Source organism: Actinokineospora auranticolor, assembly GCF_041897805.1.
GTDB classification, from domain to species: Bacteria; Actinomycetota; Actinomycetes; order Mycobacteriales; family Pseudonocardiaceae; genus Actinokineospora; species Actinokineospora auranticolor.
Map to the genome: position 1 here is coordinate 7207746 of NZ_CP154825.1, position 26694 is coordinate 7234439.

Below are 26694 nucleotides of genomic sequence, written 5' to 3' on the forward strand. Positions count from 1 at the left end.
CGCCACCTCTCAGTCGGTGTGTGCTTGGAGCCTGCGGTCGAGCCGGTCCAGCAGGGTCTCGATCGCGGTGCGCAGGGGTGCCGGTGTGGAGAGCCGGGCGCCGTCGGTGTGGACCTTGGCCAGGAGGTCTAGGTCGACCGCGAGGTCACGGAGCAGGGACAGGTCGCCGTTGTCGAGCGCGGCGGTGAGGTCGGTGACGACCTGCTCGACCAGAACGAACCGCCCGGCGTAGGGCATTTCGCTCGGGACCGCGCGGAGGCTGGCGGCCACCTGGCTCAGGACGTCCTGGTCCGGGTCGGCGCCCGGGGTTCCGGTGATCAGGTTGCGCAGTTCGCGCGCAACGGGGAGTGGGCCGGATTGCGGGGTGAACTCCAGGTGGCGGAGGTTGCGCAGGAAGCCGGGGAGGCGTTCGCGGTCGGTACCGCGGGTGAGGACGCAGAACAGCTGGCGTTCGTCGCCGTCCGGGTCGAGGGCGTGGCGCAGGAAGCGCTCGGCCTCGGTGATCTGCCAGCGGCTCACCTCGCCGTCCACCATGAGGCACAGATGCTTGGCGGGTTCGCGCAGGTGGTCCAGGAACTCGGCATCGGCGGACAAGGAGCGGTCGGCGCGCAGGCCCAGTGCGCGGAGTTCGTCGATCAGCTCGGTCGCGGCGCGCTGTGCCGAACGGCGGCTGGACACCAGGAGGTCCAAGTCGAACTCGCGGTGGCGGGCGCGGGCGGCGGCCACGTAGGCGTCACGGTTGTCGGCCAGCAGGTCGGTGCGATCGAAGTGCTGGCCGATGACGGCGGCGACTGTCTCGAGCGCGTAGGAGATCTGATCCGGTGAGGGCGTGCGCTCGTCCTGCACCGGGAGCTGCTCGCCGAAGCTCCAGTAGGAGACGTACGGCAGCGTGAGGTGCCGCAGCATCAGCTCCTCCGAGACGCTTTTGGCCAACCAGTTGCCGAACAACGGCGAGACGACCTCGGCGCACCGGCGCTGCCAAGTCTCGGCGCGCTCGTATTCCACCCGGTTGTCGAACCGGGACAGGATCGGCAGGACCACGTGCCGGGGTCGGTCGTAGGGAAGGCGGTCCCGGGCGCGGTCGGCGCGGTGCACGACGTCGACGACGTCCACCAGGTTCTGGTCGTTGGCGGTGAACACGACGACCAGGCGGTCCGGCAGTTGCGCGGTGCAGATGCCCGCGATGTCCGAGATACCGGTCCGGCTGTCGATGAGGACGAAGTCGTAAGCATCCGTCCACTCCTCCCGGCACTGCTCCAAGAAGGTCGCGAAGCCGCGTCGGTAGAGGTCTTCCCAGTCGATCTGCTGCATGCGACCCGCGTACGAGGGGTGCGTGCGACGCGGATCGTCGGGGTGGAGGATGCCCGCGACCAACAGGGCGAGGCTGCCGCCCGAGTCGTCGGCGAGATCGAGCTCGACGATGTGGGGACCAGGGCTCTGCGCGCCCGCGAGGAAGTCGTGCGCGAGATCGACAACGCCGCCGGTCGGCATGGTCCGCAACAAGGGCGCGAAGTAGTGGTGCAGTCCGGGCGCTTCCAGGTCCCAGTCGATGGCGAGCACCCGGTGACCCCAGCGCGCCAGCAACACCGCGATGTTGGCCAGTGTCGAGCTGCGACCGACGCCACCCTTGTAGGAGTAGAAGGTGATAACGGTCCCGGTCATAGCCTCTCGAACCTCGGAATCATCGGTGGGGGAATCAAGACCGGATCCGGTTCGACCACCAGCGGCCAGTCCGGTTGCCACTCGGGCACCTGCGGCAGCAGCTTCGCCAGTTCGGTCGCGAAACCGACCACCATCTGGTGGAAGTCGGCGAACCCCCGACTCGTCTGGTACGAGGGATCCGGGTTGGCCACCGCCTTGAAGTCCACCCAGGATCGATCTCGCGCCTCCATCGGAAAGTTGTCGGAGTCCGAGAACAGGATGGGGAGGATCAGCCCTTGCGGCACATCGGCGCTCGCCAGCCCCAGCACCCTCTCCCGTTCCCGCATGCTCCTCCACTCGGCCATGCACCACGGAGACTGGAAGTAGGGCGGGGTGTATATCGGGACGATGATCTTGCTGCGCTGAAGCGCCTGCCGGAGGTTGGACGGCCAGTGCACGCCCCGCGACATCGACCGGTCGATGTACACCGCGGGCGCGGGAGCGATCTGATCGGCGAGGCAGTCGACGAGGCGCTCGTAGAAATGATTCAACAACCACCTCTGCGCCGTCCCTTTGCGGCTGTAGCTGATGAACACATCGAACTGGTAACCGGACACGAGTCAAATGCTAGGCAGCACACCAACGTCGAAAACAGACAGAAAAGTGGGCAGCCGATTCCGCAGTGGCCAAAGAGTGGTCAAAAAGCGGCTATTCGTCCTTCGCGGGCGCGGCGGCGTCCGGTACGTCGACGGTGATCGTGCCGTCGTGGGTGACGCGGCCGCCTATTTCGGCCGCGGTGGGACCGGCGGGGCGGGCGGAGACACGGGAGCCCGCGCCGTGGTGGACTTGGATTTCGCGGCCCAGGGTGGCGGCCAGCAGGAGGGTGGCGGAGCCGCAGGCCTCGTCCTCCACGACGCCGAAGTCGGCGGCGAACATCCGGGCTCGGATGTGGCCCGCGGGTTCGTCCGACCAGGCCCACAACTGGGTCCTGGCCGCGTGGGGGGCGACCGGTTCGGCGGCGGTGACCGCTGCCGGGTCGGCCAGGCGCGTGTGCAGCCACGGGGGTGCGTCGGCGGTGGCGGCGCGGATCCAGGTCAGGTCGTCTTCGACGAAGGTCGGTACCGGGTCGGACACCAGTTCCGGGCGCAGTTCGGTCGGCTGCTCCCCGAGTTCGCGGGCCAGCAGCCAGCTCGTGCCGACGAGCGGGTGGCCCGCCAGCGGCAGTTCCACGGCGGGCGTGTGGATCCGCAGCCGGGCCGTCGCCGGGTCGGTGACGAACACCGTCTCGCTGTAGCCCAGCTCGGTGGCGATGGCCTGGCGCACCGGTCCGGCCAGTTCGGGGCCGCCCAGCACCACGCCGAGCGGGTTGCCGAAGCGGCCGTGCTCGTCGGTGAACACGCGCAGGACGTGGACCTCGATCACGGTGCCCCCCGGTTCGCGCGCCGGGTGGCGCGCGCGAATTGGCCGGGGGTGACCCCGGTGTAGCTCTTGAACACCCGCGAGAGGTGGGCCTGGTCGCAGAACCCGGCCTCGCTCGCCGCCCGGGCCGCGGTGGCGCCCGCTTCCAGCAGGCCCCGAGCGATCCGGACGCGCAAGCCCAGTTGGTACGCGTGCGGTGGCACGCCCAGCTCAGCGCTGAACACCCGCACCAGGTGGTACGGGCTCACCTCGCTGGCCCGCGCCAGGTCGGCCAGGGTGACCTTGGTGGTGGCCCTCGCCTCCAGGTACGCCCGCGCCGCCGCCACCGCGCGGTGGCCGCGCGCGTCCTCGACCTGCGGTCCCCGCACGGCGTGCCCGCCCAACCGCGCGGCGACGGCGGCCAGGGCCGCGCGCTGGGCCGCCGGGGCGGCTGGTCCGGCGAGCAGCCGGTGGGCGGCGTCGAGGCGGAGGTACAGCTCCGGGTCGCGCACCACGGTGTCCGCCGCGGCGAAGCGCGGTGGGGCCTGGCCGGGGCGCAGCCGGGTGAAGGCCTCGTCGGTCAGGTACAGCACGCGGTACCGGTAGCCGTCCGGGTCGCCGGGCACGCCGGTGTGCACGACCCCCGGGCTGATCAGGAACACGCTGCCCCGGGGCGCCACGTGGTGGCGGCCCGCGCACTCGAACTCGGCCGCGCCCGCGTCGACGACCGCGACCGTGGTCGCGTCGTGCGCGTGGCGGGAGTACCGGTGCCTGCGGAACCGCGCGTGCAGGACCTCGATCCCGGAGAACCCCGGCCGCCAGATCGCCGACGCGTCCGCCGCTTTCGGTCCCACCTCAAGCCCGGGCGTCACGGGCGAAAGTCTACCGGAAAGCGTTGTCGCGCCCCCTCCAATGGGGAGTGCGCGGAAAAGCAGCAAGATCGTACAAGACGGCGGGTGTAGCGACCCCCGAGAGTGGCACGCGCGCGGTCCGGCGCACCGGACCGGCGGTATTCGAGGAGAAGTTCGAGTTGACTGAGGCGCAGGGCCCTTCCCCGGTCGTATGGGACACGAAAATCGCCGTAGTGCTGCGCGACGACCTGAAGGACTGGCAGAAGCTCAACGTCACCGCGTTCACCACCAGCGGTATCGCGGCGACCGTGGGCGGTGTGACGGGCGAGCCGTACGAGGACGCCTCCGGGGTCCGCTACCTGCCGATGTTCGTCCAGCCGGTGCTGGTCTTCGTCGCCGACCACGAGACCGTCGCCAAGGTCCACGAACGCGCCCTGCGCCGTGAGGTCACCTGTTCGGTCTATACCGAGGACCTGTTCGTGACGAACAACGACGTGGACAACCGGGCCGCCGTGCGCCGCGTGGAAACCGACAAGCTCGCCATTGTCGGCCTGGCCTTCCGGGCGGACCGGAAATCCGTCGACAAGATCGTCAAAGGCGCGTCCCTGCACCCCTGAGCGCGATCCCTATCGCCTGCGCGCGGTGTCGGCGCGGAGCGCCTCGATCGCGGCGGTCAGCACCTCGACCCGTTTGCAGAAGGTGAACCGGGCCAGCGTCCGCAGCGGTTCACCCAGGTAGAACACCGAGGTCGGCACCGCGACGACGCCGCGCGGCGCGAGGTCGCGGCAGAACGCCAGGTCGTCGGTGTGGCCCCAGGACCGGATGTCGGTCTGCAGGAAGTAGGTGCCCTCCGACGGCAGCACGTCGAGCCCCACCCCCGCCAGGCCCGCGGCCAGCAGGTCGCGGCGGTCCTGCAGGTCCGCGCGCAGCCCGTCGACCCACGGCCCGAGTTCGCGCAGGCCGTGCGCGACCGCGACCTGGAACGCCGTGCCGGAGTTGAAGGTCAGGTACTGGTGCGCGGTGCGGACCGGGTCCACCAGGTCGGCGGGCCCGCACACCCAGCCGACCTTCCACCCCGTCACGCTGAACGTCTTGCCCGCGCCGGAGACCACCAGCGTCCGCTCCGGCATGCCCGGCCACTCGGCGAGCGAGCGGGACTTCCGACCGTCGAACACCAGGTGCTCGTGCACCTCGTCGGTGATGACGATGAGGTCGTGCGCGACGCAGTGCTCGGCGATCAGCGCCAGTTCCGCGTCGGTGAACACCTTCCCGGTCGGGTTGTGCGGGGAGTTGAAGATCAGCAGCCGGGTGCCGCGGCCGGTCGCCGCGCGCAGGTCCGCCGGGTCGAAGCTGAAGCCGGACGGGCCGGGGTCGAGCCGGACCGGTCGGGCGACGCCGCCCGCCATCGCGATGTTGGCGGCGTAGGAGTCGTAGCCGGGTTCGAACACCAGCACGCCGTCGCCGGGTTCGCAGTGCGCCAGCACCGCCGCCGCGATGCCCGCCGTGGCGCCGGTGGTGACCACGATGTCGCGGGCCGGGTCGTACTCGGTGCCGTACCGCGCGGCCCGGTCCTCGGCGACCGCGGCGCGCAGCACCGGGACCCCGCTCACCGGCGGGTACTGGTTGTGGCCCGCCGCGATGGCGTCCCTGGCCGCCGCCAACAGCTCCGGTGGCCCGTCGCTGTCCGGGAAGCCCTGTCCCAGGTTGACCGCGCCCGTGCGGTTCGCCAACTCGGTCATCTCCACGAACACCGACGCGCCGAAGCCGCGCAGCCTGCTCGCCCCGCTCACGACAGCACCGCCGCGGGCGCCAGCGGCGTGGCCGCGCCCGGCGCCGACAACGTGCTGACCCGGTCGCGGAGGTCGGGACCGGACCGCGGTGGTGGCACGCGCTCGACCGTGCCGACGTAGAGCCAGCCCAGCGACCGCTCCCCCGGCCGCAGCCCCAGCGCCGCCGCCACCCGGGGGCAGCGGCTGGCCGGGCCGGTGCGCCAGATCGAGCCCCAGCCCGCCGAGTGCAGCAGCAGCCCCAGGTTGTGCACGACCGCGCTCGTCGCGGCCAGTTGCTCCCACTCCGGCACCTTCGGGTTCACCCGGGGCGCGAACACGATCGAGATCAGCAGCGGCGCGCGCAGCGGTTTGCCGACCTCGCGGTCCCGCGCGGCCCCCGGCGGCAGCCCGCCCGCGTGCGCGCGGCCGAGGTCGGCGCGCCGGTCGCCGCGCACCAGGATGAACCGCCACGGGCGCAGGAGCCCGTGGTCTGGGCCGTTGGCCGCGGCGGCGAGCAGGGACACCACGTCGGCGTCGGTGGGGGCCGGGCCGGTGAGCCGGGTGGCGCTGCGGCGCAGCCGGATGGCGTCCCGGACGGTCGGGGTCGGCGCGTTCATCGGAGGGACTCCCTCGGGCGGTTCGGTGTGGGGAAACGGGTCCCGGGGTCGACGGGCCAGCGCGCGGCGGTCGGGCCCGTGCGCGGCAGCGCGGTGATGTCGCGGCTGAGCGGTCCCGGCGCGTCGGCCACGACGAGGTCGGCGGCGACGGCGGCGAAGCCCGCGCGGAAGTGCGTGACCGACTTGACCGCCACCAGGTCGTAGCGGGCCGGGTCGATGCCGTGCAGCAGCAGGATCTCCGGGTCGAACACCTGGCTGCGCCGGGTGGCCACGACGACGTCGACCGTGCCGACGCGCAGCCGCGCGCACCGGCCGAAGTCGAGTGCCTTGCCGCGGCGCATGGCCTGCTGCACGACCCGGCCGTCGGTGATCGACCGCACCAGGGCCTCGGCCTCGACGGGTGGCCCGCTGGCCCAGCCGTGGCGGCCACCGAGCGCGACCGGCACGCGCGCGCCGACCCCCGCGGCGATCGCGGCGGACACCGCGGCCGGGTCGTGGATGGTGGCGAAGCAGGCGCGCGCGTCGTGGTCGAGCAGCGCCCGCAGCAGGTAGGTGCCGTCCCCCGGGGCGCCGCAGCCCGGGTTGTCGGTGCCGTCGCCGATGACCACGGGGAACGTCGGCGCGGACAGGGCGGCGGGCACGACCTCCTCGGGCGCGCGGGTCGGGACGGTGAAGTCCGCGCGGTGCGCCCACAGCCAGTCGGCCAGGCGCCGGTTGACCCGGTCGGCGTGCGCGCGGTCGCCGTCGACCACGGTGGCGACGGAGACGGCCGTCTGCGGTGTGTCGGCGTAGGGGAAGCCGTGGAAGACCGTGCAGGCCAGCACGCCGGACTCGGCCTCGGCGGCCCGGGCGAGGTCGCGGGCGTCGGCGGCGGCGCCGGACGCGGTGGTCGACGGCGGGATGAGCATCGGCAGCCGCAGCACCGCGGTCACCGGCCGGGCGCGGCCCGCGCGCTGGGCGAAGGCGATGTCCGCGGCGCGTTCGGCGCGCGCGGCCATGTCCGTGTGCGGGTACTCCTGGTAGCCGACGACCACGTCCGCGATGGCGGCCACCTCGTCGCCGACGTTGCCGTGCAGGTCCAGCGTCGCCGCGATCGGTACGCCGGTGCCGACCATGGCGCGGACGGCGCGCAGCACGACCAGGTCCACGCTCTCCCCCGCCGCCGTGGCACCCGCGCCGTGCAGGTCGAGCAGCACGACGTCGACGGCGCCGACCCGGCTGGCGCGGTCCAGCAGCCGCTCCAGCAGCACGGAGACGGCGTCCTGGGCCAGGGCGGCGCCGGGTTCGGCGCGGGCGTGCAGCGCGGGCACGCCCGCGGCGCGGTGGCGGGCGCAGGCGGCGAGGTAGCCGCCGACGACGGTGTTGGTGTCGGCGAAGGCGGCGACGAGGTCGGAGCCCGCGTGCACGGTGAAGTCGTCGGCGGTGGTCGGCCCCATGACCTCGACCATGAAGGTGCTGGACTCGTGCACCAGCCCCGCGATCAGCGCCCTGGTCACGGCCGTGCCCCGGACAGCGGCGGGCGGTTGTAGCCGTGCTCGCGCCGCGCCGCGCGCAGCGGCACGCCCGCTGCCGCCGCGTCCCGCACGGCCTGTTCGACGAGCAGCACGTCGCGCAGTTCCCGCACGGTGTCGTCGAGGAGGCCGGAGGGCACGACGAGCACGCCGCTGGCGTCGGCGACCACGAGGTCGCCCGGTGCCACGGCCGTCCCCCGCACGGTCACCTCGACCTGCGCGGCGACCATCCGGACCCGGTTCTTGCCGGACTTCATGTACGACCCGAGACTCCACAGTGGATAGTCCAGCGCGCGGATCGCGTCGAGGTCGCGGCAGACGCCGTCGATGACCGTGCCCAGGACGCCGTGGCGCAGCGCGACCTCGGTGAGGATGTCGCCCCAGACCGTGCAGTGGTCACGGCCCGCGTTGGCCAGCACGACGACCGCGCCAGCCGGGACGTCGTCGATGTAGTCCGCGGCGGGTGCCGGGGTGCCGGGCGCCACAGGTTCCAAGTGGACGGTGAAGGCCGGGCCCGCGACCCGGCGGGCGCTGGAACGCGCGGCCAGGCCGGGGAGGCCGCCGTCGACACCGAGGCGGTCGAGCGCGTCGCTGACCGCGGACGTGCCGTGCTCGGCGAACAGTGCGGCGCAATCGGTCACCGGATCTCCTGTCGTTCAAGCGGTTACGCGGTTATGTGCAGTTCGCGTTCGATGCGCGCGTTCGCGGCCAGCCGGGTGCCCAGGCCGGGGGCGTCGCGCGGGGTGACCCAGCCGGGCCGGTCGAACTCGACCTTGGTGTCGGCGGCGTCGTCCAGGTAGTAGTCGCCGCTCGGGCCGATGTCGCTGGGCAGCGTGATCCCGGGCAGCGTGGCCAGGGCCAGCGCGCACCAGCGGCCGACGCCCTGGTCCCACTTCCCGCCGACGAGCAGGTCGACGCCCTCGTCCCGGCAGATGTCGTGGACCTTCCTGGCCTCGGCGAGCCCGCCCACCCGGCCGACCTTGATGTTGACCATCCGGCCCGCCTTGAGCAGGCACACCCGCCGGGCCTCGTGCGTGGAGTGCACCTGCTCGTCGAGGCAGATCGGGGTGGCGATGCGGGCCTGGAGGGCGGCGGTGGTGTCGAGGAGGTGGCGCGGGAAGGGCTGTTCGATCCCGGCGAGGCCGAGGTCGTCGAGTGCGGCGAGGTCGTCGACGGCCGATTCGGGGTACGCGGCGTTGGCGTCGGCGAGCAGCGGCAGGTCGGGGAAGGCGCGGACGGCCGAGCGCAGCGGTTCGACGTCCCAGCCGGGGCGGATCTTCACCCGCACCCGTTGGTAGCCGCGTCCGCGCAGGCGGTCGAGGTTGGCCAGGAGTTCGTCGACGGTGGGTTCGATGCCCGCGGTCGCGCCGACCGGGACGGGCCGGACCGCGCCGCCCAGCGCGACGCACAGCGGCTGGTTCGCCTTGCGGGCGCGCAGGTCCCACAGCGCGGCCTCGACACCGCCCTTGGTCTCCTCGTGGCCGTCGACCTCGGCCCACGCGGCGGCGGCCTCCTCCGGCGTGGACGCCCCCGCGCTCAGGACCATCGGCGCGAGGTAGCGCTCGGTGATGTGCCACGCGGTGTCGATGGTCTCGTAGTTGTAGAACGGGGTTTCCATCGCGGCGCACTCGCCCAGACCGGTCTCGGCACCGTCGTCCACTTCGAGCACGAGCTTGGTCCAGGTGTGGTAGCGCTGCCAGCGGTTCTCGAACGGGCGGGTCAGCTCGGTGGTGACGAAGCGCAGCGTGATCCGTTCGACGGGCATGGCGCCTCCGGTGCTCATCGCAGGACGTGCACGGCGAGTTTCCGCCCGCCGCGGAAGACGTTGAGCCGGGCGTGAAAACTGGCTTTCGAGCCGAAACCGACGACTTTCCCGCCCAGCACGTAGGTGTCGAAGCTGATCGGCATCGCGGCGACCACCGGCTTGTCCGCCAGTCGCACCACGGGATATGCCGCGGGTGGGACATACCGTTGGACCAGGAGGCGTTCGCGCACCGCGCGTTCGACCGCCGCGCGCCACACCGAGCGCTTTGCGGCGCGGCCGACGGTGACGCCGTCGCCTCGGATGTCGTACGCCTGCTTGATCACGTAGTCGGCGGGGTTCTCCAGCAGTTCCGCTACCAGGGATCCGTTTCCTTCCGGCGTGGGGGTTCGCTCGTCCACTCGGACGGACCACGGCACAAGGTCGGCCACCGCCCGCTCCTCCTCGGTGAACAGGTCCGCGAACCCGGGGTCGCGCGGCAGCGCCAGGGCGAACTTGCTCTCGGCGGCGTAGCGCGCGCCGAACGGGTTGGCGGCCGCGAGGTTCCCGCCCGACACGGCCTCCGACCACGTCCGCACGAGGTCCGGGTCGGACTCCACGACCGCGCGCCACCCGGCGGTGTTCACCTTGTTCCAGCACGCGTCCGCCGGTTCCCCGTCGAAGTAGGCCCGTCCCGCGCGGACCTTGGCGGCTCGCGGGTCGGCGACGAACGCGTGCGCGCCCGCCGACCGGAACACCTCGACCATCTCCTCGACCTCCGCGCTGACGGCGCCCGCCAGAGCGAGCACGGCCACGGCCGGGTCCCTGCCCACCCTGGGGTCCGCGCAGACGGCCCCGAGCAGTGCCGCCTCGTCGGTGAACGTCAGGTCCGACCACTGTGGACAGGGGGAGCCCGCGTCCGCCAGGGTCTCGGCGGCGATCCGGTTGACCCTCGGGGTGAACAAGGTCCCGGCCGGGGCGTCGGCGTTGTTCTCCAGCAGCCACAACCGTTCCGTGCCCTGCTCCAGGTAGCCGTCCAGCCTGCACACCGGCACGTCGTCGCGCGGGTCCGCGGCCACCAGCGCCTCGGCGGCCGGGCCCAGCCCGTACCAGGCGCGCACGGCGGGCTCGGCGCGGAACACCTCGACGATCCGGCGCAGCAGTCCCACGTACCGCTCCAACGCCGGGACCACCGCGCGCGCCGGGGCCGCGGCCGCGTAGACCGGCAAGGGGGACAGGGGAAACGCCGTGTTCTGGCAGCGGCCCGCGCGCGCGGCGGCCGCGGCGAGTGCCCCGGACGCGATCTCGGGGCGCTCGGCGAGCGCGGCGGCGCCCCGGGTCGCCGTCCCCCAGTCGATCATGGCGCGGTCTCGGCCAGCAGCGCCGAGCGCGGCCCGGCACCGCCCCGGGCCGCGGTGAAGTAGCGCACCGCGAGCAACCTGGTCACCCGGTCGTCGGGCCAGTGCCCGCACGGTCTGCCGTCGAACGCGCGGACGGGTGCCAGCTCGATACCCGTCCCGCAGAGGAAAGCCTCGTCGCAGCGGTAGGCGTCCTCGGCGGTCAGGGTGGTCTCGCGCGCGGGCAGTCCGGTCCGCGCGGCCTCGGCGAGCAGCCAGGCCCGGGTGATGCTGGGCAGGACGTCCTCCGTCAGCGCTGGGGTCAGCAAAGTGCCGTCCCGCACCAGGAAGAGCGCCGCGGTCGGCGCCTCGCACAGCCGTCCCCACCGGTTGGACAGGACGCAGCCGTCGTGGCCCGCGTCCTTGGCCGCCAGCAGCGCCAGCCGGGGACCGGCGTAGTTGGAGATGTTCTTCACCGCTGCGGGGAAGGCCGCACTGGGCGCCCGTTGCGTCGCGCTGACGGCCAGGGACATGCCGATGCCCTCGGCCAGCCAGCGCTTGCGGCCCATGGGGGTCGCGGTGACGGTCAGCGCGGTCTCGGCGTCGTCACCGAGACCACCCGCGTTGAGCGGGGTCGCCGTGATCCGCGCGTACGCGTCCTGGTCGATGCCGTTGCGGTCGACCAGTTCCCGCACCAGTGCGGGAACCTGGTCGACGCCCGGGTCGGGCAACCGCATGGCGGACAGCGAGGTGCGCATCCGGTCCAGGTGCTCGGCGAGCAGGAACGGCCGCGGGCGCGCGCCGTCGATGCCCCGGTACAGCCGCACGCCTTCGAAGACCGAGAGCGCGTAGCGCAGCGCCAGGCTGTCCATCGACGCCACGGCCTGGCCCCGGGGCCGCCAAGCGCCTGCGAAGTAGACGTGCGGGTATCCGGTCACCGCTGCCTCCCACCGGCTCGGCTAGTCGGCCGTGTACCGGAAGACGGGTTCGGCCGGGTCGTAGGCCTCGCGCAGGATCGCGTCGAAGTGCGCGTGCCGCAACTCGATCGCGGTCTCCAAGGCGTGGCGGGCGCCGGTCCGCAGTTCGTCGGTGTCGCAGTAGCGGTCGATGACCACGCGCAGCGGGGCGGTGTGCTCGTCCTCCAACTCGCTGACCCCGGACTCGCCCGCGTCGGCGGAGGCGTGGTGCTTGAAGAACTCGTAACCCCACTCCGGCACGCCGTAGTCGTCGCGGATGACCGCCATCATGCTCCGGCCCCGCTCGTCGGTGATCGGCGGTTGGCCCTCCATGAGCAGCAGCACCGACGCCACGCCCTCGGTGAAGTGCACGTTGGTGTCGTTGCAGGCGCGGCGGTTGTGCTCGATGACCGCGACGGTCTCCGGGAACAGCTCGAGGGTCGGCAGCGTCGCGGGGTCGACGCCGACCGCGCGGCCGAAGTCCTCGAAGGTGTCGACGTGCCGCTTGGAGTCCGACAGCGCGCCGAACTCCTCCTCGTAGGCGTTCTCGATGAGCGAGCGGCGGATGTCCAGGTCGTCCATCCGGGCCGCGACGCCCACCAGGTTCCGCGTCCACCAGCTCTTGATCGGCCAGCGCTGCTCGACGAAGACCCGGAGCAGCCGCTCGGTCGCCTTGCCCGCCAGGATGGTCTGGTAGAGCGGGCTCGTGTTCTTGCGCCGGGCGTGGATCAGCTCCTCCAACTCCTGGACGAACGCTTCAGACATGGCTGTCGTCTCCTTGTGCTCTCATGGGTTCGGGGCGGTGCGCGCGTCGACGAGCGCGGCGAGTTCGCCGTTCTGCTCGCGCACCACGCGCAGGTCATCGATGTTCAGGTCGAGCAGCCCGCTGGCGATGGCGTCGAACCGGGCCGGGACGTCGTCGCCGCACGCGTGCAGCACGGCGGGGACCGCGCGGGCGAGCGGGACCGTGGCGTAGCGGGCGGTCGCCCGCGTGCGCAGGTACCCGGCGATCAGTTCGAGGGAGAGGTTGCCGCCGCCCTTGCCGACACCGCCGAGCGAGGCGTCGAGGTAGCGGCAGCCCGCCGCCGCGGCGCTGAGCGAGTTGATGAAGGCCAGGCTGAGCCCGTCGTGCGCGTGGAACCCCAGCCCGGCGTCCCCCGCGTGCGCGGCGGCCAGCGCGACGAGTTCGGTGACCTGTTCGGGGAACAGGCTCCCGTTGGAGTCGGCCAGGTACAGCACGTCCGCGCCGTAGCGGTGCGCCGCGGCGGCGGTCCTGGTCACGTCGGTCGCGGTCAACTCGCTCACCCGGACCAGGTTGAGCGTCACCCGCAGGCCGACCGCCTTCGCGGCCTCGACGTGCGCGGCGACGGCGTCGAGGTGGTTCGGCGCGGTCGTCAGCCGCAGGCAGTGCGCGCCCGCGGCGGCCAGCGCGCGGTAGTCCGACGGCACGGTGTCGCCGGGTCTGGCCATCACGACCAGGCGCACGCCGGGGTGCCGCTCGCGCAGTTCGGCGAGGTAGTCCGGCGGGCAGCAGGCCACGGGCGCGGCGGTGTCCCCGCGCTCGTGGTGGCGTGGGCGGAAGTAGCCCACTTCGCAGAGGTCGACCCGGGCCGCGGCGCAGGCCGCGAGCACGGCGTGCGCCTGCCCGCGCGTCCAGCGGTGGCGGTTGAGGTAGCCGCCGTCGCGCAGGGTCACGTCCAGCAGGACAGGGTCGGGCACACCACTCACCCCCGAATAGGGAAGGCAGCGTAGTTCGAGGTTTTGGGCGCGATTGGTCGAACGCAACCGGCTGGGTGTCGATTGCCGTTGAGGCCGCGGGTGGGCGGCCGATGGCTAGCAATGGTATTGCCGCTCCGCGACCGCTCTATACCACCGGACGGGTGTAATAGCTTGCACGTCCTTGCTCCGTCCATAAAGGACTTTTCAGCGCCTCACCAGGTGTGCACCGGCTCGCCGCCCGCGGCGAGTTCGCGATACCGGGCGAGGGTATGGGCGAGCGCGGCCGGTCGCGACCCCGGCGCGGTGGCGAACGCGCCGATCTGCCAGGCCGCGCCGGTGCGGCCGGAGGTCGCGCGGTCTTCGACCACGGCGAGCAGCGGGTCGGCGTCGGTGACGCCGCGGCGGCGCAAACCCTCTGCCGCCAAGGGAACCAGCCTGCGGACGAGGTCCGGGGCCGGGGTGTCGCGGTGCGCGCCGGGCCAGTGCAGCTCGCTGCCGAGACCGGACCGCGCGGCCCGGTAGAAGGTGGTCCGGACCGGCTCGAACGGCGCGGTGGTGGCGAGGTCGGGGAGTTCGTCGGCGACCCAGTTGATCAGTCCCAGCAGGAAAGCGGCGTTCGCGCACATGTCCACGGGCGTCGGACCGGACGGGAGCGCGCGCAGTTCGACGCGCACGTTCCCCGCCGGGTCGTAGACGGGGCGGTTCCAGCGCCACACGGTGCTCTGGTGCAACCGCAGCGCGCGCAAGGCCGGGAACGGCGTCGGGTCCGGCTCCGGGGCGAGGTCGGCCAGCAGCGGCGGGTGGTCGCGGACGAGCTCGGCGAACAGGTCCTCGGCGCCGCCGACCAGCCACCCGGTGCCGAAGTCGCCGCGCCGGACGGCGGCCCGGTCGTCGGCCGCCTGCTCCCAGAGCGGGATCCGGGACTCGACCCACAGCCGGTGCCCCAACGGCAGGGGCGAGTTGCCGGAGACCGCGAGCGCTGGTCCGATGGCAAGTTGCGCGGCGTTGTAGAACCGGGCGAAGTCGGCAGGCGGGACGGCGAGGTGCAATTGCCAGGAGCAGGTTGCGCCCATGATGGCGATGCTGTCCCAGTTGAACCGCAACGGATCCACGCCGTCGACATCGATCCGGACCGGTGTGCCCCGGAGACCCATGATGGCGCGGTCGAGCGCGCCGTAGCGGGGCAACGCGGTCAACGAGTCGGCGGGCAGGTCCGCGGCGGTGAGCGTGGGGAGGGTGCCGATGGCGGTGACGAGCGCGCCGTGCTCGGCCGCCGCGGCGCGCAGGATTCCCGTGCATTCGGCGAGTTCGGTCGCGAGTGCGGTGAACGGTGAACCGGCGAGGGCGATCGGGGTGAGGTTGGCCTCCACCAGGTGCCGCGACCCCTCGACCACAACCCGCCGATCCGCGGCGGTGGCCACGACGTCGAGGTTGACCGGGCGCGGCCTGCCGGAAGCGTCGGCGAGGAACATCTCGAACTCGGCGCCGATGGTGGGGGCGCCGTCGCCGAACCCGGGGGTGCGCAAGACCTCGCGCACCTCGTCGACGCACGCGGAGAGCACCGCGCGAACCGCCGGATCCCCCGGCGACAAGGCCGGGTACTGCCTGCTGACCTGCGTACCCATCACTCGGCTCCCTGCGCTCGCCGACCCGGACACCGCGGCCCCCAGCCCCCGCGCGGCGCGGCCCCACGCTGGCAGTGTCGGGGGGTGGGGGCAAGCCGGGGACGGGAGCAGTACCCCATTGATGGGTCGCGCGGTCCGGAGTGGCCCGGGCCGTTTCACACTCCGTGAGCGGATGTCCGATCGAGTAGCACCCGCACGTGGACTCGGGCGGAGTTGACCACTGTGGACCGAATTGGCGGGCCCCGCCGTGCAATGACCGGGAGAACACTGACGTGTCGGCGCTCCAGCAGCAGGTGACCACCGCGTGCACCACCACCGCGGAGTTGCCAGGGTGGGTCGAGCAGCTGGGCGGCGCCGGGACCACGGCAGCGAGTGCGGAGCCGCGACACGCACGCGACCGATCCACCAAGCCGAGCGCGCTCGACGCGGCCGGCCCGAAGCTGCGGGCGGAGGTCGACAAGTGGCGGCGGTATGTCGCACACCCGGGGAGTTGTGGCACCACGGGGACAGTGCGAAGCGGCTGGTCACGACCTGGGAACCCATCGGGGAGCCGGGTGTCCACATGTGTGGCGCAATGGCGTCGAAGGATCATCGTCTGCGGTCGCGGGGAATTGAGCCAAGGTCATGGAGGAGATCGAGCGGGAGCGCGCGCGGCCGGCCAAGGAGCGGGCGCACTACACGGGCGCATCGGCGGGTGAACATGGTCAATCCGCGGCGGGAGTTCTTCTATGCGACGCCTGCTGAGGTTCGGGAGTTGTTGGTGGGGTTGGGGAATGACCACGTGCTCGACTACACCGAGGTGGCTGAGGCGGTCGAGTGGCGGGCGTCGGAGCCCGGGCGGCGTGACGGTCGGGTACCGGCGGCGGTCGGTGCCGTGGGCACGGACGCGGGTGGCGACGGCGACCTGTCCGACGACGGGACCGAATGATGAACCAGACAACCCACCGCCCCGCGGGCTGGTTCGTGGACCCGATGGACGGAGCCCTGCTGCGCTACTGGGACGGCCACCGCTGGACGTTCCACACGGATGTCCGGCCGGTGCCTGAGCCTGCGGAGCCAGTGGCACAGGAGGTGCCCGTGTTGCGGCCCGATGTGGCCGCCGCGTTGGGGCGGGTGAAGGGGATGTTGGTCGGGTCCATGAAGGAGGTGCGGCTGCCGGCCGACTACCTCCAGCCGGAAGAACGGGTCCTGGCCCTGACCGGGGCGATGAGCGACGGCACGGGTGTCCTGAGACTCCTGTTCCTGTTCGTCGGCTTGCTGCGCAGACAGTTCCTCGAAGTCGGTTGGAGCGAGGCCCGCGAGGTCTGCTACCACCGGGACCTCGGGCAGTTCGCCGTCTACACCACCAAACGCACCAAGCGAGCAGTGCCCGCGCTGTCCGTGAAGGACGCGGAAGCCATTGCCAATGCGGCGGTGGCGGCGTCGGCGGCGCCGAGGTTGGACGTTGTCGACTAGGCCGGTTGGGCTTGGGGTAGCGGGGTTCCGGTGAGGTCCGCGCAGTAGGACAGGAGTTCGTCCTGGAGTTCGGTGGCGTAGACGTCCGGGTGGGGGTCTACTTCCTCCCGGTGGAAGAAGTACCGACCCGTGACCCGCGCCGCCGGGTCCGCGCTGGTGGCGAGCCACGTCTGCGTCGTCGCGCCCAGGGTCAGGTCGTCGGGGGCGCCGCGGCCGCCCATCCGGGTGGGCACCCAGCCGGGGTTGATCGAGTTGGCGGGGATGTGCGGCCACCGCCGGGACACGGCGTTGGTCAACAGGATCTCGTGGAACTTCGAGTCGCTGTAGGCGGCGGAGCCGTTCCAGTGGCGTCGGGTCCACTGTAGATCTCCAAGGCTCGTGTCGGCGCCGTGGTGCATGCCGGAGCTGACGTAGACCAGGCGGTCGGGTGGGGTGATCAACGCGGTCAGCAGGTACGGGGCGATGACGTTGACCGCGAACACGTGCTCCACCCCGTCGACCGTCTCGGCGCGGCGGCGCTCGAGGTGGCCAAGGGACACGTTGTGGATGACGGCGTCGTGCCTGCCCAGCGCGTTGACCTGGGCCGCGACGTCGCGGGTGGCGGACATGTCGGAGAGGTCGCCGACCACCACGGCGGACGCGCGCGGTTCGGCGCGGCGGACATCGGACGCCCGGCGGTCGTTGCGGGCGTGCAGCGTCACCTCGTGCCCGTCGTCGAGGAGGTGGCGGGCGGCCAGCAGGCCCAGCCCGTCGGTCGATCCGGTGATGAAGACCCGTGCCATACCCGCATCCTCCGCCGACCGGGACCTCGGTGCCAACGCGGGGCGCGTACTCCTTGAGGTCGACCCCGCCAGGGCCGACCTCAAGGAGCGCGGTCAGCGCGCGAGTTTCGCGAGCAGCAGCGGGGGCAGGCCCGCCGACGCCCGAGCCTGGGGCGTGTCGGGTTCACACGACAGGTCCCGCGACGGCAGCTCGCCCAGCGCCAGGAAGCGGTGGGCCGCGGTGGTCGCGCACGACGGTGTGCTCGGGTCGTACGCGCCGTGGTTGCCGGTGTTCACCGACACCATCACCGCCCGCTTCCCCAACGCCGCACGCATCCCCAGCGCACCCTCGTACGGCGTCGCCGGGTCCCGCCGGGTCTGCAACATCAACACGTTGCGCGGCCCGTGGTCGGTCACCCGCACCGGCGGCTCCACCGGCCCGGGCCAGAACGCGCACGGCCAGATGTTGGCGCCCATGCCGTCCAGCACCGGGAAGCGGGGACGGTTCCGGTCGACGTCGTGCTGGTAGTGCTCGGCGTCGCGCGGCCACTCCGCGTCGCCGCAGACCACCGCCAGCAGCACGGCGAGGTTGTTGTCCTGCGGTATCCCCGGGGTCTCCGCGACCGGCCCCAACGGCGGCGGCGGGCCGTTCTGCGCGGCGAACTTCCACCAACCGGCGATCTGCGGGAACAGCAGCACGTGGTACTGCGCGGCCCGGTAGATCGCGCGGAAGAGCGCGCCGGTCAGCAGCCTGCCTGTGGGGTGCCGCACGGGGTTGGCGTCGAGCCGCTTCGCCAGCGCCAGGTAGTTGGCGCGCACCTGTTCCGGGGTGGCGCCGAACCCGAGTTCGGCATCGCGGTCGGCCGCCCACCGGCCGAAGTCGGGGAACCGCGCTTCGGCGCCGGGGTCCCAGAGCGCCCACTGCCGGTGCCAGACCCGGTTCGGGTCGACGTTGGCGTCGAGGACGATCCGGTCGACGCGGCCGGGGAACAGCTCGGCGTACACCGCGCCGAGGTAGCTGCCGTAGGAACCGCTGTTGTACGACAACTTCGGCTCACCGAGGGCGATCCGGAAGCGGTCCATGTCCCGCGCGGTGTTGGCGGTGGTGACGTACCGGACCACCTCGCCGCCCTTGTCGAGGCAGTCACGGGCCAGCGCCCCGGCGAACGCGACGTTGCGCTGGATGGAGCCGTCCGGTGCGGGGAACGGGAAGACGAGGTCCGCGGGCAGCTGGCCGATGTCGCCGCCGAGGCGGCGCCCGCAGGTGATCGGGGTGCTGTACCCGACACCGCGCGGGTCGAAGCTGACCAGGTCGTAGCGGTCGAGTACCTCCTGGGGGTAGAACCGGGCGTAGATGCTCGGCAGGTTCAGACTGGCCCCGCCGGGTCCACCCGCGTTGTGGAACAGCACGCCGCGGCGCGTCCCCGGTGTGGCCGAGGCCAGCTTCGACACCGCGATGTCGATCTTCCGGCCGTGTGGCTCCCGGTAGTCGAGCGGCACCCGCAGCGTGGCGCACCGCAGGCGCGGGTCGATCGGGAACCCGCTCGGGTCGGGCGGACAGCTCCCCCACTCCAGCCCCGAGCCGACATCCCCCTCCGCGGCGGACGCGGGCACGGCCGTGGCCAGGCCACCCGCGAGGACCACCGCTACAACAGCGCAGAACGCCTTGCGCAGCCGTGTCGTCATGCCGTCGACGGTATGGACTCGACCGAGATTTGCGGCTGCGGCACGGGAAACTTCGTAGTTTGTGTCAAACCCAGGTCCGGCCGATTAAGTCCTCGGTTCGCCGCCGCTCGTAGGGAACCGGTGTCCGCGCCGGGTCGACGAACCACTCGCGGCCCGCGAAGAGGGCGAAGACGGGCAGGGGCAGGCGGAGCAGGAGGCGCAGCGCCGGGGCCAGGCGGCCCTTGCCGTGGACCACCGACCGGTAGGCCAGCAGGGCGGCGCGCTTCTGGCGGGCGTAGCGGCGGACGTCCACGCGGTGGGTGATGGCGGCCGACGGGCTGAAGGTGCCCTCGAGGTCGAAGCGGAACGGGACGCGCAGCGCGCGGAGGACCCGGCCGACCCGGACGGCCAGGTCGCGCGGCGCGGTGGCCTCCAGCACGGTCGGCACCCCGACCAGCTCGGCCGCGCGCCTGCCGACCTCGTGGACCTTGAGGTGGTCGCGGTGGCCGTAGCCGCCGTTGGGGTCGTAGCCGATCAGCACCTCGGCGCGCTCCGCCCGCAGGATCGCGGCCAGCCGCTCGGCGGCCGCCTCGGTGTCGGCGCGCGCGAACCGTGTCCAGCCGGGCGGGTCCGGGTAGAGGAGCGGGCCGTGGCCGCTGTCGGCGTACCCGAGCCGGATGACCCGCTCGACGCCGAGCGCGGCGGCACTGGCCTGGAGTTCACCCTGACGTGGCGTCGGACCGTTCGGGTCCATTCCCTGCGTGGCGACGACGATGAGCACCCGGTCGCCCTCGGCGACGGCCCTGGCGAGCGTGCCGCCGGTCAGGATCACTTCGTCGTCCGGGTGCGCGTGGAACGCGATGACGGTAGCCATCGCCCCATTCTCCCAGTTCCGGCCCGGAAAGGCTGTATATACCCCCTATGGGTATCAGCCAAGTGCGCTCAGCGGGCGGTTGCCACTGCCCTACCCCCCTAGGGTATAAAGGTGGCACGGCCCCGGCACGGGCCGACCGCAGACCTCGAGGAGACGACGTGAAGACCGCAACCAAGGTGTCCGCCTTCGGCCTCGCGCTGGCCGTGGTGTTCGTGGGCGCGTGGGCGGCGGGCGCGGTGGTCGGCCCGCTCGGGGACGACCCGGCGGAGCACGCGCGGGCCGCCCCACCACCGGAGCACGGCCACGACGCCGCGCCCGCCGGCGACCCGGGCCACAACGACGGGCACGACCACAGCCACGCCGCCGCCGACCCGGCGCAGTTGCCCGGCCTGTCCTCCGCCGCGGGCGGCTACCGCCTCGACCTGGGCCGCGGCACCGTGACGACCGGTGCCACCGAGGACCTCACCTTCCGCGTGCTGGGCCCCGGCGGCGCGCCGGTCACCGCGTTCGACGTCGAGCACGAGAAGCGCCTGCACCTCGTGCTCGTGCGCCGCGACGGCTCGGGCTTCCAGCACCTGCACCCGGAGATGGCCGCCGACGGCACGTGGCGGCTCCCGCTGACCGTGCCCGCCGCGGGCAGCTACCGCGTGTTCGCCGACTTCAAGCCAACGGGTGCCGCGAAAACGACCCTGGGCGCGGACATCCAGGCGGCGGGCCGGTTCGACCCGGTCACCCACAGTCCTGTTCGGACGTTCACGGTGGACGGGTTCGAGGTCAAGCTGGACGGTGAGCTGATCGCGGGCAAGGCGTCGACGGTCACCTTGACCGTCACCAAGGACGGTGTGCCGGTCACCGACCTCCAGCCCCACCTCGGCGCCTACGGCCACCTGGTCGCGCTGCGCGCCACCGACCTGGGTTACCTGCACGTGCACCCGATCGGTGAACCCGGCGACGGCGTCACCAAGGCGGGCCCGCAGATCCGCTTCGCGGTCGAGGTGCCGACGGACGACCGGTACCGGGTGTTCCTCGACTTCAGGCACAATGACGTGGTCCGGACCGCCGAGTTCACTGTGGACACTCAGGGCGGCGCGCACGGGGAGGGCGGCCGATGACCGCGACGACAGGAGGTGCGACCGTGCGCGAGGTCGAGCTGTCGATCGGCGGCATGACGTGCGCGTCCTGCGCCGCCCGCATCGAGCGCAAGCTCAACAAGGTCGACGGCGTGACGGCCACGGTCAACTACGCCACCGAGAAGGCCCGGGTCACGTTCCCGGGTTCGGTCACCGAGCAGGACCTCGTGCGGGTGGTCGAGGCCACCGGGTACACCGCCGAGCTGCCCGCGCCGCCCGCCCCCGACACCGGGGACACCCCCGAGGTCCCGGACCGCGCGCCGCGGCAGCGCCTGCTCGGCTCGCTGGTGCTGACCGTGCCGGTCGTGGCGCTGGCCATGGTCCCGACGTGGCAGTTCACCTACTGGCAGTGGCTGTCGCTGGCCCTGGCGAGCCCGGTCGTGGTGTGGGGCGCCTGGCCGTTCCACCGCGCGGCCTGGGTCAACCTCCGGCACGGCGCGGCGACCATGGACACCCTGGTCTCCCTCGGTGTCGGCGCCGCCTACCTGTGGTCGCTGTACGCCCTGTTCCTCGGCACGGCCGGGACACCCGGGATGCGGCACGGGTTCACGCTGACCGTCGAGCGCGTGTCCGGAACGGGCAACCTCTACCTGGAGGTCGCCGCCGGGGTCACCACCTTCCTCCTGGCGGGCCGCTACTTCGAGGCCCGGGCCAAGCGGCGCGCAGGGGCGGCGCTGCGGGCGCTGCTGGAGCTGGGCAGCAAGGACGTCGCCGTGCGCCGCGACGGCGTCGAGCGGCGGGTCCCGGTCGAGCAGCTGGCCGTCGACGACGAGTTCGTGGTCCGGCCCGGGGAGAAGATCGCCACCGACGGTGTCGTGGTCGAGGGCAACTCCGCGGTCGACGCGAGCATGCTGACCGGCGAGTCCGTGCCGGTCGAGGTGCGCGCGGGCGACCAGGTGGTCGGCGCGACGGTCAACGCGGGCGGCCGCCTGGTCGTGCGGGCGACGCGGGTCGGTTCGGACACGCAGCTGGCGCAGATGGCCCGCCTGGTCGCCGAGGCGCAGAACGGCAAGGCCGCGGTCCAGCGGCTGGCCGACCGGGTCGCCGGGGTGTTCGTGCCGGTCGTGATCGCCCTGGCCGTCGGCACGCTGGCGTTCTGGCTCGGCGCGGGCGCGGGCACCGCGACGGCCTACACCGCGGCGGTCGCGGTGCTGATCATCGCCTGCCCGTGCGCGCTCGGCCTGGCGACCCCGACCGCGCTGCTGGTCGGCACCGGTCGCGGCGCGCAGCTGGGCATCCTGATCAAGGGCCCCGAGGTCCTGGAGTCGACCCGGCGGGTGGACACGGTCGTGCTGGACAAGACGGGCACGGTCACCACGGGCCGGATGGCGCTGGCGGCCGTCGAGGCGGTCGGCGACGAGGACGAGGCGCTGCGGATCGCGGGGGCGCTGGAGCACGCGTCGGAGCACCCGGTCGCGCGGGCCATCAGCCAGGCGGCGACCGAGCGGCTGGGCGCACTGCCGGAGGTGGCGGAGTTCCGCAACGTCGAGGGGCTCGGCGTCGAGGGGGTCGTCGACGGCCGCGGCGTCGTGGTCGGGCGGGCCAAGCTGCTGGCCGACCGGGCGGTGACCGTGCCGCCGGCGCTGGACGCGGCGCGGCGGGCGGCCGAGGCGAAGGGCTGGACCGCCGTGCTCCTCGCCTGGGACGGCGAGGCGCGGGCCGTGCTGTCGGTGCGCGACGCGGTCAAGGAGACCTCCGCCGAGGCGGTGCGCGAGCTGCGCGCGCTCGGGCTGCGGCCGGTGCTGCTGACCGGCGACAACGAGGCCGCGGCGCGCGCGGTGGCCGCCGAGGTGGGCATCGACGAGGTGATCGCGGAGGTGCTGCCGCGGGAGAAGGTCGAGGTCGTGACCCGGCTCCAGCGGGAGGGCCGGGTGGTGGCCATGGTCGGCGACGGCGTGAACGACGCCGCGGCGCTGGCCAGGGCCGACCTCGGGCTGGCCATGGGCACCGGCACGGACGTGGCGATCGAGGCGGGCGACCTGACCCTGGTCCGCGGCGACCTGCGGGCCGCGGTGGACGCCATCCGGCTCGCCCGCCGCACCCTGGGCACGATCAAGGGCAACCTGTTCTGGGCTTTCGCCTACAACGTCGCCGCGCTGCCACTGGCCGCGCTCGGCCTGCTCAACCCGATGATCGCGGGCGCGGCGATGGCCCTGTCGTCGGTATTCGTCGTGTCGAACAGCCTGCGGCTGCGCGGCTTCCGTTCCTCGATCTGATCCGCCGACCGATTCGGCGAAAGGGCGGAAAGGGGAAAGCGCGGGAGCACCGGTGAAATCGGTCCCGCGCCTTTCCCGGTTTCAGGAACGGACCAGGCGGGCGATGGCGTCGGTGGCCTCGCGGATTTTGTCCGGTGCCGACTCCGCGCCGTCGGTGATCGCGGACGCCACGCAGTGCTTGAGGTGTTCGTCCAGCAGGCCGATGGCCACCGCCTGCAGCGCCTTGGTGGCGGCGGAGATCTGGGTCAGCACGTCGATGCAGTACTCGTCGTTCTCCACCATCCGGTGCAGACCCCTGACCTGGCCCTCGATCCGCCTCAGGCGCTTGAGGTATGCCTCTTTGTCGTCGGTGTAGCCGCGCATCGCGTTCCACGCCTCTCTTGTCACACCCCGCCGCCTGGTCCTCCCAGCATAGAGCGCGGCGGCGGGGGTTCCCACGGCCTCGCGCGGGGTTCGGGACATTAAGGTGTTCGCATGACTGGCACGCCCTCTTCCGACTGGTTGGCACCGCTGTCCGCGGACTCGGTGGCGCTTGGGCGGGCCAGCACCGCGCAGCGGGTCGCGGACATCCTGCGGACGCGGGTGCTCGAGGGCGATCTGCGGCCCGGGCTCCGCCTTTCCGAGGAACTGATCGGCCAAGCGCTCGGTGTCTCCCGGAACACGCTGCGCGAGGCGTTCCGGTTGCTGACCCACGAGCGGTTGCTGGTGCACGAGCACAGCCGGGGCGTGTTCGTGCGCACCCCGGACACCGCCGACGTCGTCGACCTCTACGCCGCCCGCCGGATCATCGAGGGCGGCGCGCTCGCCCGCTGGCCGTCGGCCGACGACGCCGCGCGGGAACGGGTCCGGGCGGCGGTGCGCTACCAGCGCGAGGCCGCCGAGGCGCAGCGGTGGGACGACGTGGCCACCGGCAACATCGCCTTCCACCAGGCGGTCACCGGTCTGGCGGGCAGCGCGCGGCTGGACGAGGAGGTCCGGCGGCTGCTGGCCGAGCTGCGGCTGATGTTCCACCACATGGGCGACCCGCGCGAGTTCCACGAGGACTACGTCCGGCTCAACCGGGAGATCCTGGCCCTGCTGGAGGCCGGGGAGGTGGCCGCCGCCGGGGACCGGCTGGCCGCGTACTTCGGCGTCGCGGAGCGGCACCTGGTCTCCCGCATGCGGGAGTCGGGCGCGTGAGGTGGGCGGCAGTTCCGGCCTTGCCTTGACGCGCGGGGCAAGGTTTACCGTTCGGGCATGCGCATCAGCGAGCTGGCCGAGCGGACCGGGACCACGCCCCGGGCGCTGCGCTTCTACGAGTCGCGCGGCCTGATCGACGCCCCGCGCGCGGTCAACGGCTACCGCGACTACGGCGAGGCCGAGCTGCGGCAGGTCAGCGAGATCGTCGCGCTGCAGGCCGCGGGCCTGAGCCTGGACGAGACCCGGCCGTTCGTCGAGTGCCTGCGCTCCGGCCACGACCGCGGCGACGCGTGCGCCGACTCGGTCGAGGTCTACCGGCGCAAGCTCGCCGAGGTCGACGAGTGCCTGGCCCGGCTCGACGAGGTGCGCGCCGACCTGCTGGCCAAGCTCGCCCGCGCGCTGGCCAGGCAACCCGGTACCTGCGGCGTCGACGGCGCCGCGGACACCGTCACCGAGCGAACCCCCAGGAGTGGCAGCGATGGCTGAGTTGACCGTGGTGACCGACGAGACGTTCGCGCGGGAGGTGCTGGCCTCGGACATCCCGGTGCTGGTGGACTTCTGGGCGCAGTGGTGCCCGCCGTGCCACATGATCACACCGGTGCTGGCCCAGCTCGCCGACGAGCTGGCGGGTCGGCTGCGGATCGTCAAGATCAACAATGACCAGAACCCGGTGACCGGCCGGGACTACCAGGTGATGTCGCTGCCGACCCTGCTCGTCTTCCACAACGGCCTGCCGGTGCGCTCCTTCGTCGGCGCCCGCCCCAAGGCCAAGCTCCTCGGCGAGCTCACCGGGGTCCTCGACGACCTCGCGCTCCCCGCCTGAGGACCGCCGCCGCCACGGTCCGTGGCGGCGCGGTGTCCACTTGCGACCGTACGGGCAACCGGTCCACACGTGCGGGTGATCCACCACCGCTCAATCGAACACAAGTTCGAATGACGGGCTATGGTTCGGGGCATGTTCGACGACCGTCCCCCGGATACCCCCGTCCGCTACCGCACGAGCAACGTGGGTGAGCGGATCGCGATACTGCCCGCCACCTGCAAGGTGGGCACCCACTCCCTGGCGCGGGTCGGCTACCGCGCGCAGGCCAGCGAGCAGGAAGGGGTCGTGCGCGTCTCCTGCAACGCCTGCAACGAGAACATCGACGTCGACCACTTCTGGTCGCTCACCCTGACCGGCGCCGCGCCCGCCCGCGTCGAGCTCGACGACTCGCCGTACGCGGGGGTGGTGCCGGTCATGGTCGAGCCGCGGTCGAGGTCCTAGCGACACCGCCGCGGTGGAAAGGCGTACCGGAACCGGTTCGACCCGGGGGCACACCGAGCACGGCACGGCGCCGACCGACTACCGTGTGCTGCCGGGCAACCGGGCCCGGCGGCACTAGGCGAGGAGTGGGCGATGGGCGCGCTGGACGGCCGGGTCGCGCTGGTGACCGGGGTCAGCAGGCGGGCGGGTATCGGGTACGCCACCGCGCGCCGACTGGCCGACGCCGGGGCGCGGCTGTTCCTGCACCACCACGCGCCGCACGACGCCGAGCAGACCTGGGGCGCCGACCCGGACGGCCCGGCGGCGCTGGCCGCGAGCCTGGGCGACGACGTCCGGCACCTCGGCCTCGACCTCACCGACCCCGGCGCCCCGGAGCGGCTGATGGCCGCCGCGGTCGAGGCGTACGGGCACGTGGACGTCCTGGTCTGCAACCACGCCCGCGGCGGCGGCGACGGCCCGCTCGGCACGCTGGACGCGGAGATGCTGGACGCGCACTGGGCGGCGAACACCCGGTCGGTCGTGCTGCTCACCCAGGCCTTCGGCGACCAGCACGACCGCCGCCCCGGCGGCCGGGTGCTGTTCCTGGTGTCCGGCCAGGACCTCGGCCCGATGATCCACGAGGTGGCCTACGCGGCCAGCAAGGGCGCGCTGTCGGCGATCACCCGGACCCTGGCCGACCACTTCGCGGGCCGGGGCGTGACGGTGAACGCGGTCAACCCGGGCCCCGTGGACACCGGCTGGGCCTCACCGGAGGACCGCGAGGCCCTGCTCCCCCGCTTCCCCAGCGGCCGTTGGGGCGCCCCGGACGACCCGGCCCGCCTGCTCACCTGGCTGGCCACCGACGACGCGGGGTGGATCACCGGTCAGGTCATCCACTCCGAGGGCGGCTTCCGCCGCTGGGCCTAGGCCCGGCACCAACCACCCCGCTTCCCCGCCTGCGGGGTGCCATCCGGCCGAGACAATCACACGTCCACTGTGGACACTA

Annotated in this window: 28 protein-coding genes; 10 read left to right on the forward strand and 18 right to left on the reverse strand. The window is 72.8% G+C overall.

Annotated features, from left to right (window positions below; all coding sequences use genetic code 11):
* Window positions 1-9 precede the first annotated feature (9 nt).
* The 4 genes from V5P93_RS31355 to V5P93_RS31370 all read right to left on the reverse strand — a co-directional run bounded on the left by V5P93_RS31355 (window position 10) and on the right by V5P93_RS31370 (window position 3911).
* Window positions 10-1662: a KGGVGR-motif variant AAA ATPase gene (locus V5P93_RS31355; protein WP_104481600.1), complete on the reverse strand. Its 1653-nt coding sequence runs from the start codon at window positions 1660-1662 to the stop codon at window positions 10-12.
* Entirely contained in the window at window positions 1659-2258 is a 600-nt protein-coding gene (locus V5P93_RS31360; RefSeq protein ID WP_104481601.1) for a toll/interleukin-1 receptor domain-containing protein, read from the reverse strand. The genes V5P93_RS31355 and V5P93_RS31360 overlap by 4 nt, the downstream gene beginning before the upstream one ends.
* Before the next feature lie 91 nt (window positions 2259-2349).
* On the reverse strand, window positions 2350-3063 hold the full coding sequence (locus V5P93_RS31365) for a PhzF family phenazine biosynthesis protein (protein WP_104481602.1): 714 nt from the start codon (window positions 3061-3063) through the stop codon (window positions 2350-2352).
* Window positions 3060-3911, reverse strand: coding sequence for an AraC family transcriptional regulator (locus V5P93_RS31370; protein ID WP_146108248.1), 852 nt, complete (start codon window positions 3909-3911; stop codon window positions 3060-3062). The genes V5P93_RS31365 and V5P93_RS31370 overlap by 4 nt, the downstream gene beginning before the upstream one ends.
* Before the next feature lie 158 nt (window positions 3912-4069).
* Between V5P93_RS31370 and V5P93_RS31375 the strand changes: the two genes are divergently transcribed.
* The gene (locus tag V5P93_RS31375) at window positions 4070-4507 is read left to right on the forward strand and encodes a DUF2000 family protein (RefSeq protein WP_104481604.1); all 438 of its coding nucleotides are present in this window, start codon (window positions 4070-4072) and stop codon (window positions 4505-4507) included.
* Window positions 4508-4516: 9 nt separating this feature from the next.
* Here the strand turns inward: V5P93_RS31375 and V5P93_RS31380 are convergent, their stop codons facing one another.
* From V5P93_RS31380 to V5P93_RS31425, 10 genes are all read right to left on the reverse strand, one after another.
* The gene (locus V5P93_RS31380) at window positions 4517-5629 is read right to left on the reverse strand and encodes an aminotransferase class I/II-fold pyridoxal phosphate-dependent enzyme (protein WP_104481684.1); all 1113 of its coding nucleotides are present in this window, start codon (window positions 5627-5629) and stop codon (window positions 4517-4519) included.
* Window positions 5630-5676: 47 nt separating this feature from the next.
* The gene (locus V5P93_RS31385) at window positions 5677-6276 is read right to left on the reverse strand and encodes a nitroreductase (protein WP_104481605.1); all 600 of its coding nucleotides are present in this window, start codon (window positions 6274-6276) and stop codon (window positions 5677-5679) included.
* Window positions 6273-7772 (reverse strand): M81 family metallopeptidase, encoded by a 1500-nt coding sequence (locus V5P93_RS31390; protein WP_104481606.1) that lies wholly within the window; start codon window positions 7770-7772, stop codon window positions 6273-6275. Before V5P93_RS31390 ends, V5P93_RS31385 begins: the two co-directional genes overlap by 4 nt.
* On the reverse strand, window positions 7769-8428 hold the full coding sequence (locus V5P93_RS31395; RefSeq protein WP_104481607.1) for an RraA family protein: 660 nt from the start codon (window positions 8426-8428) through the stop codon (window positions 7769-7771). Before V5P93_RS31395 ends, V5P93_RS31390 begins: the two co-directional genes overlap by 4 nt.
* A gap of 23 nt (window positions 8429-8451) precedes the next feature.
* Entirely contained in the window at window positions 8452-9552 is a 1101-nt protein-coding gene (gene menC, locus V5P93_RS31400; protein ID WP_181043742.1) for an o-succinylbenzoate synthase, read from the reverse strand.
* 14 nt (window positions 9553-9566) lie between these two features.
* Entirely contained in the window at window positions 9567-10889 is a 1323-nt protein-coding gene (locus tag V5P93_RS31405; protein ID WP_104481609.1) for a hypothetical protein, read from the reverse strand.
* A complete protein-coding gene (locus tag V5P93_RS31410; protein ID WP_146108249.1) occupies window positions 10886-11803 on the reverse strand; it encodes an aminotransferase class IV in 918 nt (305 codons plus the stop codon). Before V5P93_RS31410 ends, V5P93_RS31405 begins: the two co-directional genes overlap by 4 nt.
* Window positions 11804-11824: 21 nt before the next feature.
* Window positions 11825-12586 (reverse strand): TenA family transcriptional regulator, encoded by a 762-nt coding sequence (locus V5P93_RS31415; RefSeq protein ID WP_104481611.1) that lies wholly within the window; start codon window positions 12584-12586, stop codon window positions 11825-11827.
* Window positions 12587-12607: 21 nt separating this feature from the next.
* The gene (locus V5P93_RS31420) at window positions 12608-13540 is read right to left on the reverse strand and encodes a pyruvate carboxyltransferase (protein WP_181043743.1); all 933 of its coding nucleotides are present in this window, start codon (window positions 13538-13540) and stop codon (window positions 12608-12610) included.
* A 212-nt stretch (window positions 13541-13752) separates the two neighbouring features.
* The gene (locus tag V5P93_RS31425) at window positions 13753-15165 is read right to left on the reverse strand and encodes a glutamate--cysteine ligase (RefSeq protein ID WP_104481613.1); all 1413 of its coding nucleotides are present in this window, start codon (window positions 15163-15165) and stop codon (window positions 13753-13755) included.
* A gap of 700 nt (window positions 15166-15865) precedes the next feature.
* On the opposite strand from V5P93_RS31425, the gene V5P93_RS31430 reads away from it, so the two are divergent.
* Window positions 15866-16093, forward strand: a complete 228-nt coding sequence (locus tag V5P93_RS31430) for a hypothetical protein (protein ID WP_374065113.1) — start codon at window positions 15866-15868, stop codon at window positions 16091-16093.
* Window positions 16093-16620, forward strand: coding sequence for a DUF2510 domain-containing protein (locus V5P93_RS31435; RefSeq protein ID WP_104481685.1), 528 nt, complete (start codon window positions 16093-16095; stop codon window positions 16618-16620). Before V5P93_RS31430 ends, V5P93_RS31435 begins: the two co-directional genes overlap by 1 nt.
* Here the strand turns inward: V5P93_RS31435 and V5P93_RS31440 are convergent.
* From V5P93_RS31440 to V5P93_RS31450, 3 genes are all read right to left on the reverse strand, one after another.
* A complete protein-coding gene (locus V5P93_RS31440) occupies window positions 16617-17402 on the reverse strand; it encodes an SDR family NAD(P)-dependent oxidoreductase (protein WP_104481614.1) in 786 nt (261 codons plus the stop codon). The two genes, V5P93_RS31435 and V5P93_RS31440, sit on opposite strands and share 4 nt — an antisense overlap.
* 93 nt (window positions 17403-17495) lie before the next feature.
* Window positions 17496-19067 carry an alpha/beta hydrolase gene (locus V5P93_RS31445; RefSeq protein ID WP_104481615.1) on the reverse strand — a complete coding sequence of 524 codons (1572 nt, stop codon included), beginning with the start codon at window positions 19065-19067 and terminating at the stop codon, window positions 17496-17498.
* Window positions 19068-19131: 64 nt separating this feature from the next.
* Window positions 19132-19920 carry a PIG-L deacetylase family protein gene (locus tag V5P93_RS31450; protein WP_104481616.1) on the reverse strand — a complete coding sequence of 263 codons (789 nt, stop codon included), beginning with the start codon at window positions 19918-19920 and terminating at the stop codon, window positions 19132-19134.
* Window positions 19921-20078: 158 nt separating this feature from the next.
* Between V5P93_RS31450 and V5P93_RS31455 the strand changes: the two genes are divergently transcribed.
* Together V5P93_RS31455 and V5P93_RS31460 are read left to right on the forward strand one after the other, a co-directional pair.
* Window positions 20079-21032, forward strand: coding sequence for a hypothetical protein (locus V5P93_RS31455; RefSeq protein WP_104481617.1), 954 nt, complete (start codon window positions 20079-20081; stop codon window positions 21030-21032).
* The gene (locus V5P93_RS31460) at window positions 21029-23266 is read left to right on the forward strand and encodes a cation-translocating P-type ATPase (protein ID WP_104481618.1); all 2238 of its coding nucleotides are present in this window, start codon (window positions 21029-21031) and stop codon (window positions 23264-23266) included. The genes V5P93_RS31455 and V5P93_RS31460 overlap by 4 nt, the downstream gene beginning before the upstream one ends.
* Window positions 23267-23347: 81 nt before the next feature.
* On the opposite strand, the gene V5P93_RS31465 is transcribed toward V5P93_RS31460, so the two are convergent.
* On the reverse strand, window positions 23348-23629 hold the full coding sequence (locus V5P93_RS31465) for a metal-sensitive transcriptional regulator (protein WP_104481619.1): 282 nt from the start codon (window positions 23627-23629) through the stop codon (window positions 23348-23350).
* A gap of 111 nt (window positions 23630-23740) precedes the next feature.
* Here V5P93_RS31465 and V5P93_RS31470 point away from each other — a divergent pair, with 111 nt between their 5' ends.
* From V5P93_RS31470 to V5P93_RS31490, 5 genes are all read left to right on the forward strand, one after another.
* Window positions 23741-24445 carry a GntR family transcriptional regulator gene (locus tag V5P93_RS31470; protein ID WP_104481620.1) on the forward strand — a complete coding sequence of 235 codons (705 nt, stop codon included), beginning with the start codon at window positions 23741-23743 and terminating at the stop codon, window positions 24443-24445.
* 57 nt (window positions 24446-24502) lie between these two features.
* Window positions 24503-24931: a MerR family transcriptional regulator gene (locus V5P93_RS31475; protein WP_104481621.1), complete on the forward strand. Its 429-nt coding sequence runs from the start codon at window positions 24503-24505 to the stop codon at window positions 24929-24931.
* Complete coding sequence (trxA, locus tag V5P93_RS31480; protein WP_104481622.1) at window positions 24924-25268, forward strand: thioredoxin; 345 nt, start codon at window positions 24924-24926, stop codon at window positions 25266-25268. The genes V5P93_RS31475 and trxA overlap by 8 nt, the downstream gene beginning before the upstream one ends.
* A 132-nt stretch (window positions 25269-25400) precedes the next feature.
* Entirely contained in the window at window positions 25401-25709 is a 309-nt protein-coding gene (locus V5P93_RS31485; protein WP_104481623.1) for a hypothetical protein, read from the forward strand.
* Between the two features lie 132 nt (window positions 25710-25841).
* Complete coding sequence (locus tag V5P93_RS31490; RefSeq protein ID WP_104481624.1) at window positions 25842-26615, forward strand: SDR family oxidoreductase; 774 nt, start codon at window positions 25842-25844, stop codon at window positions 26613-26615.
* Window positions 26616-26694: the final 79 nt, after the last annotated feature.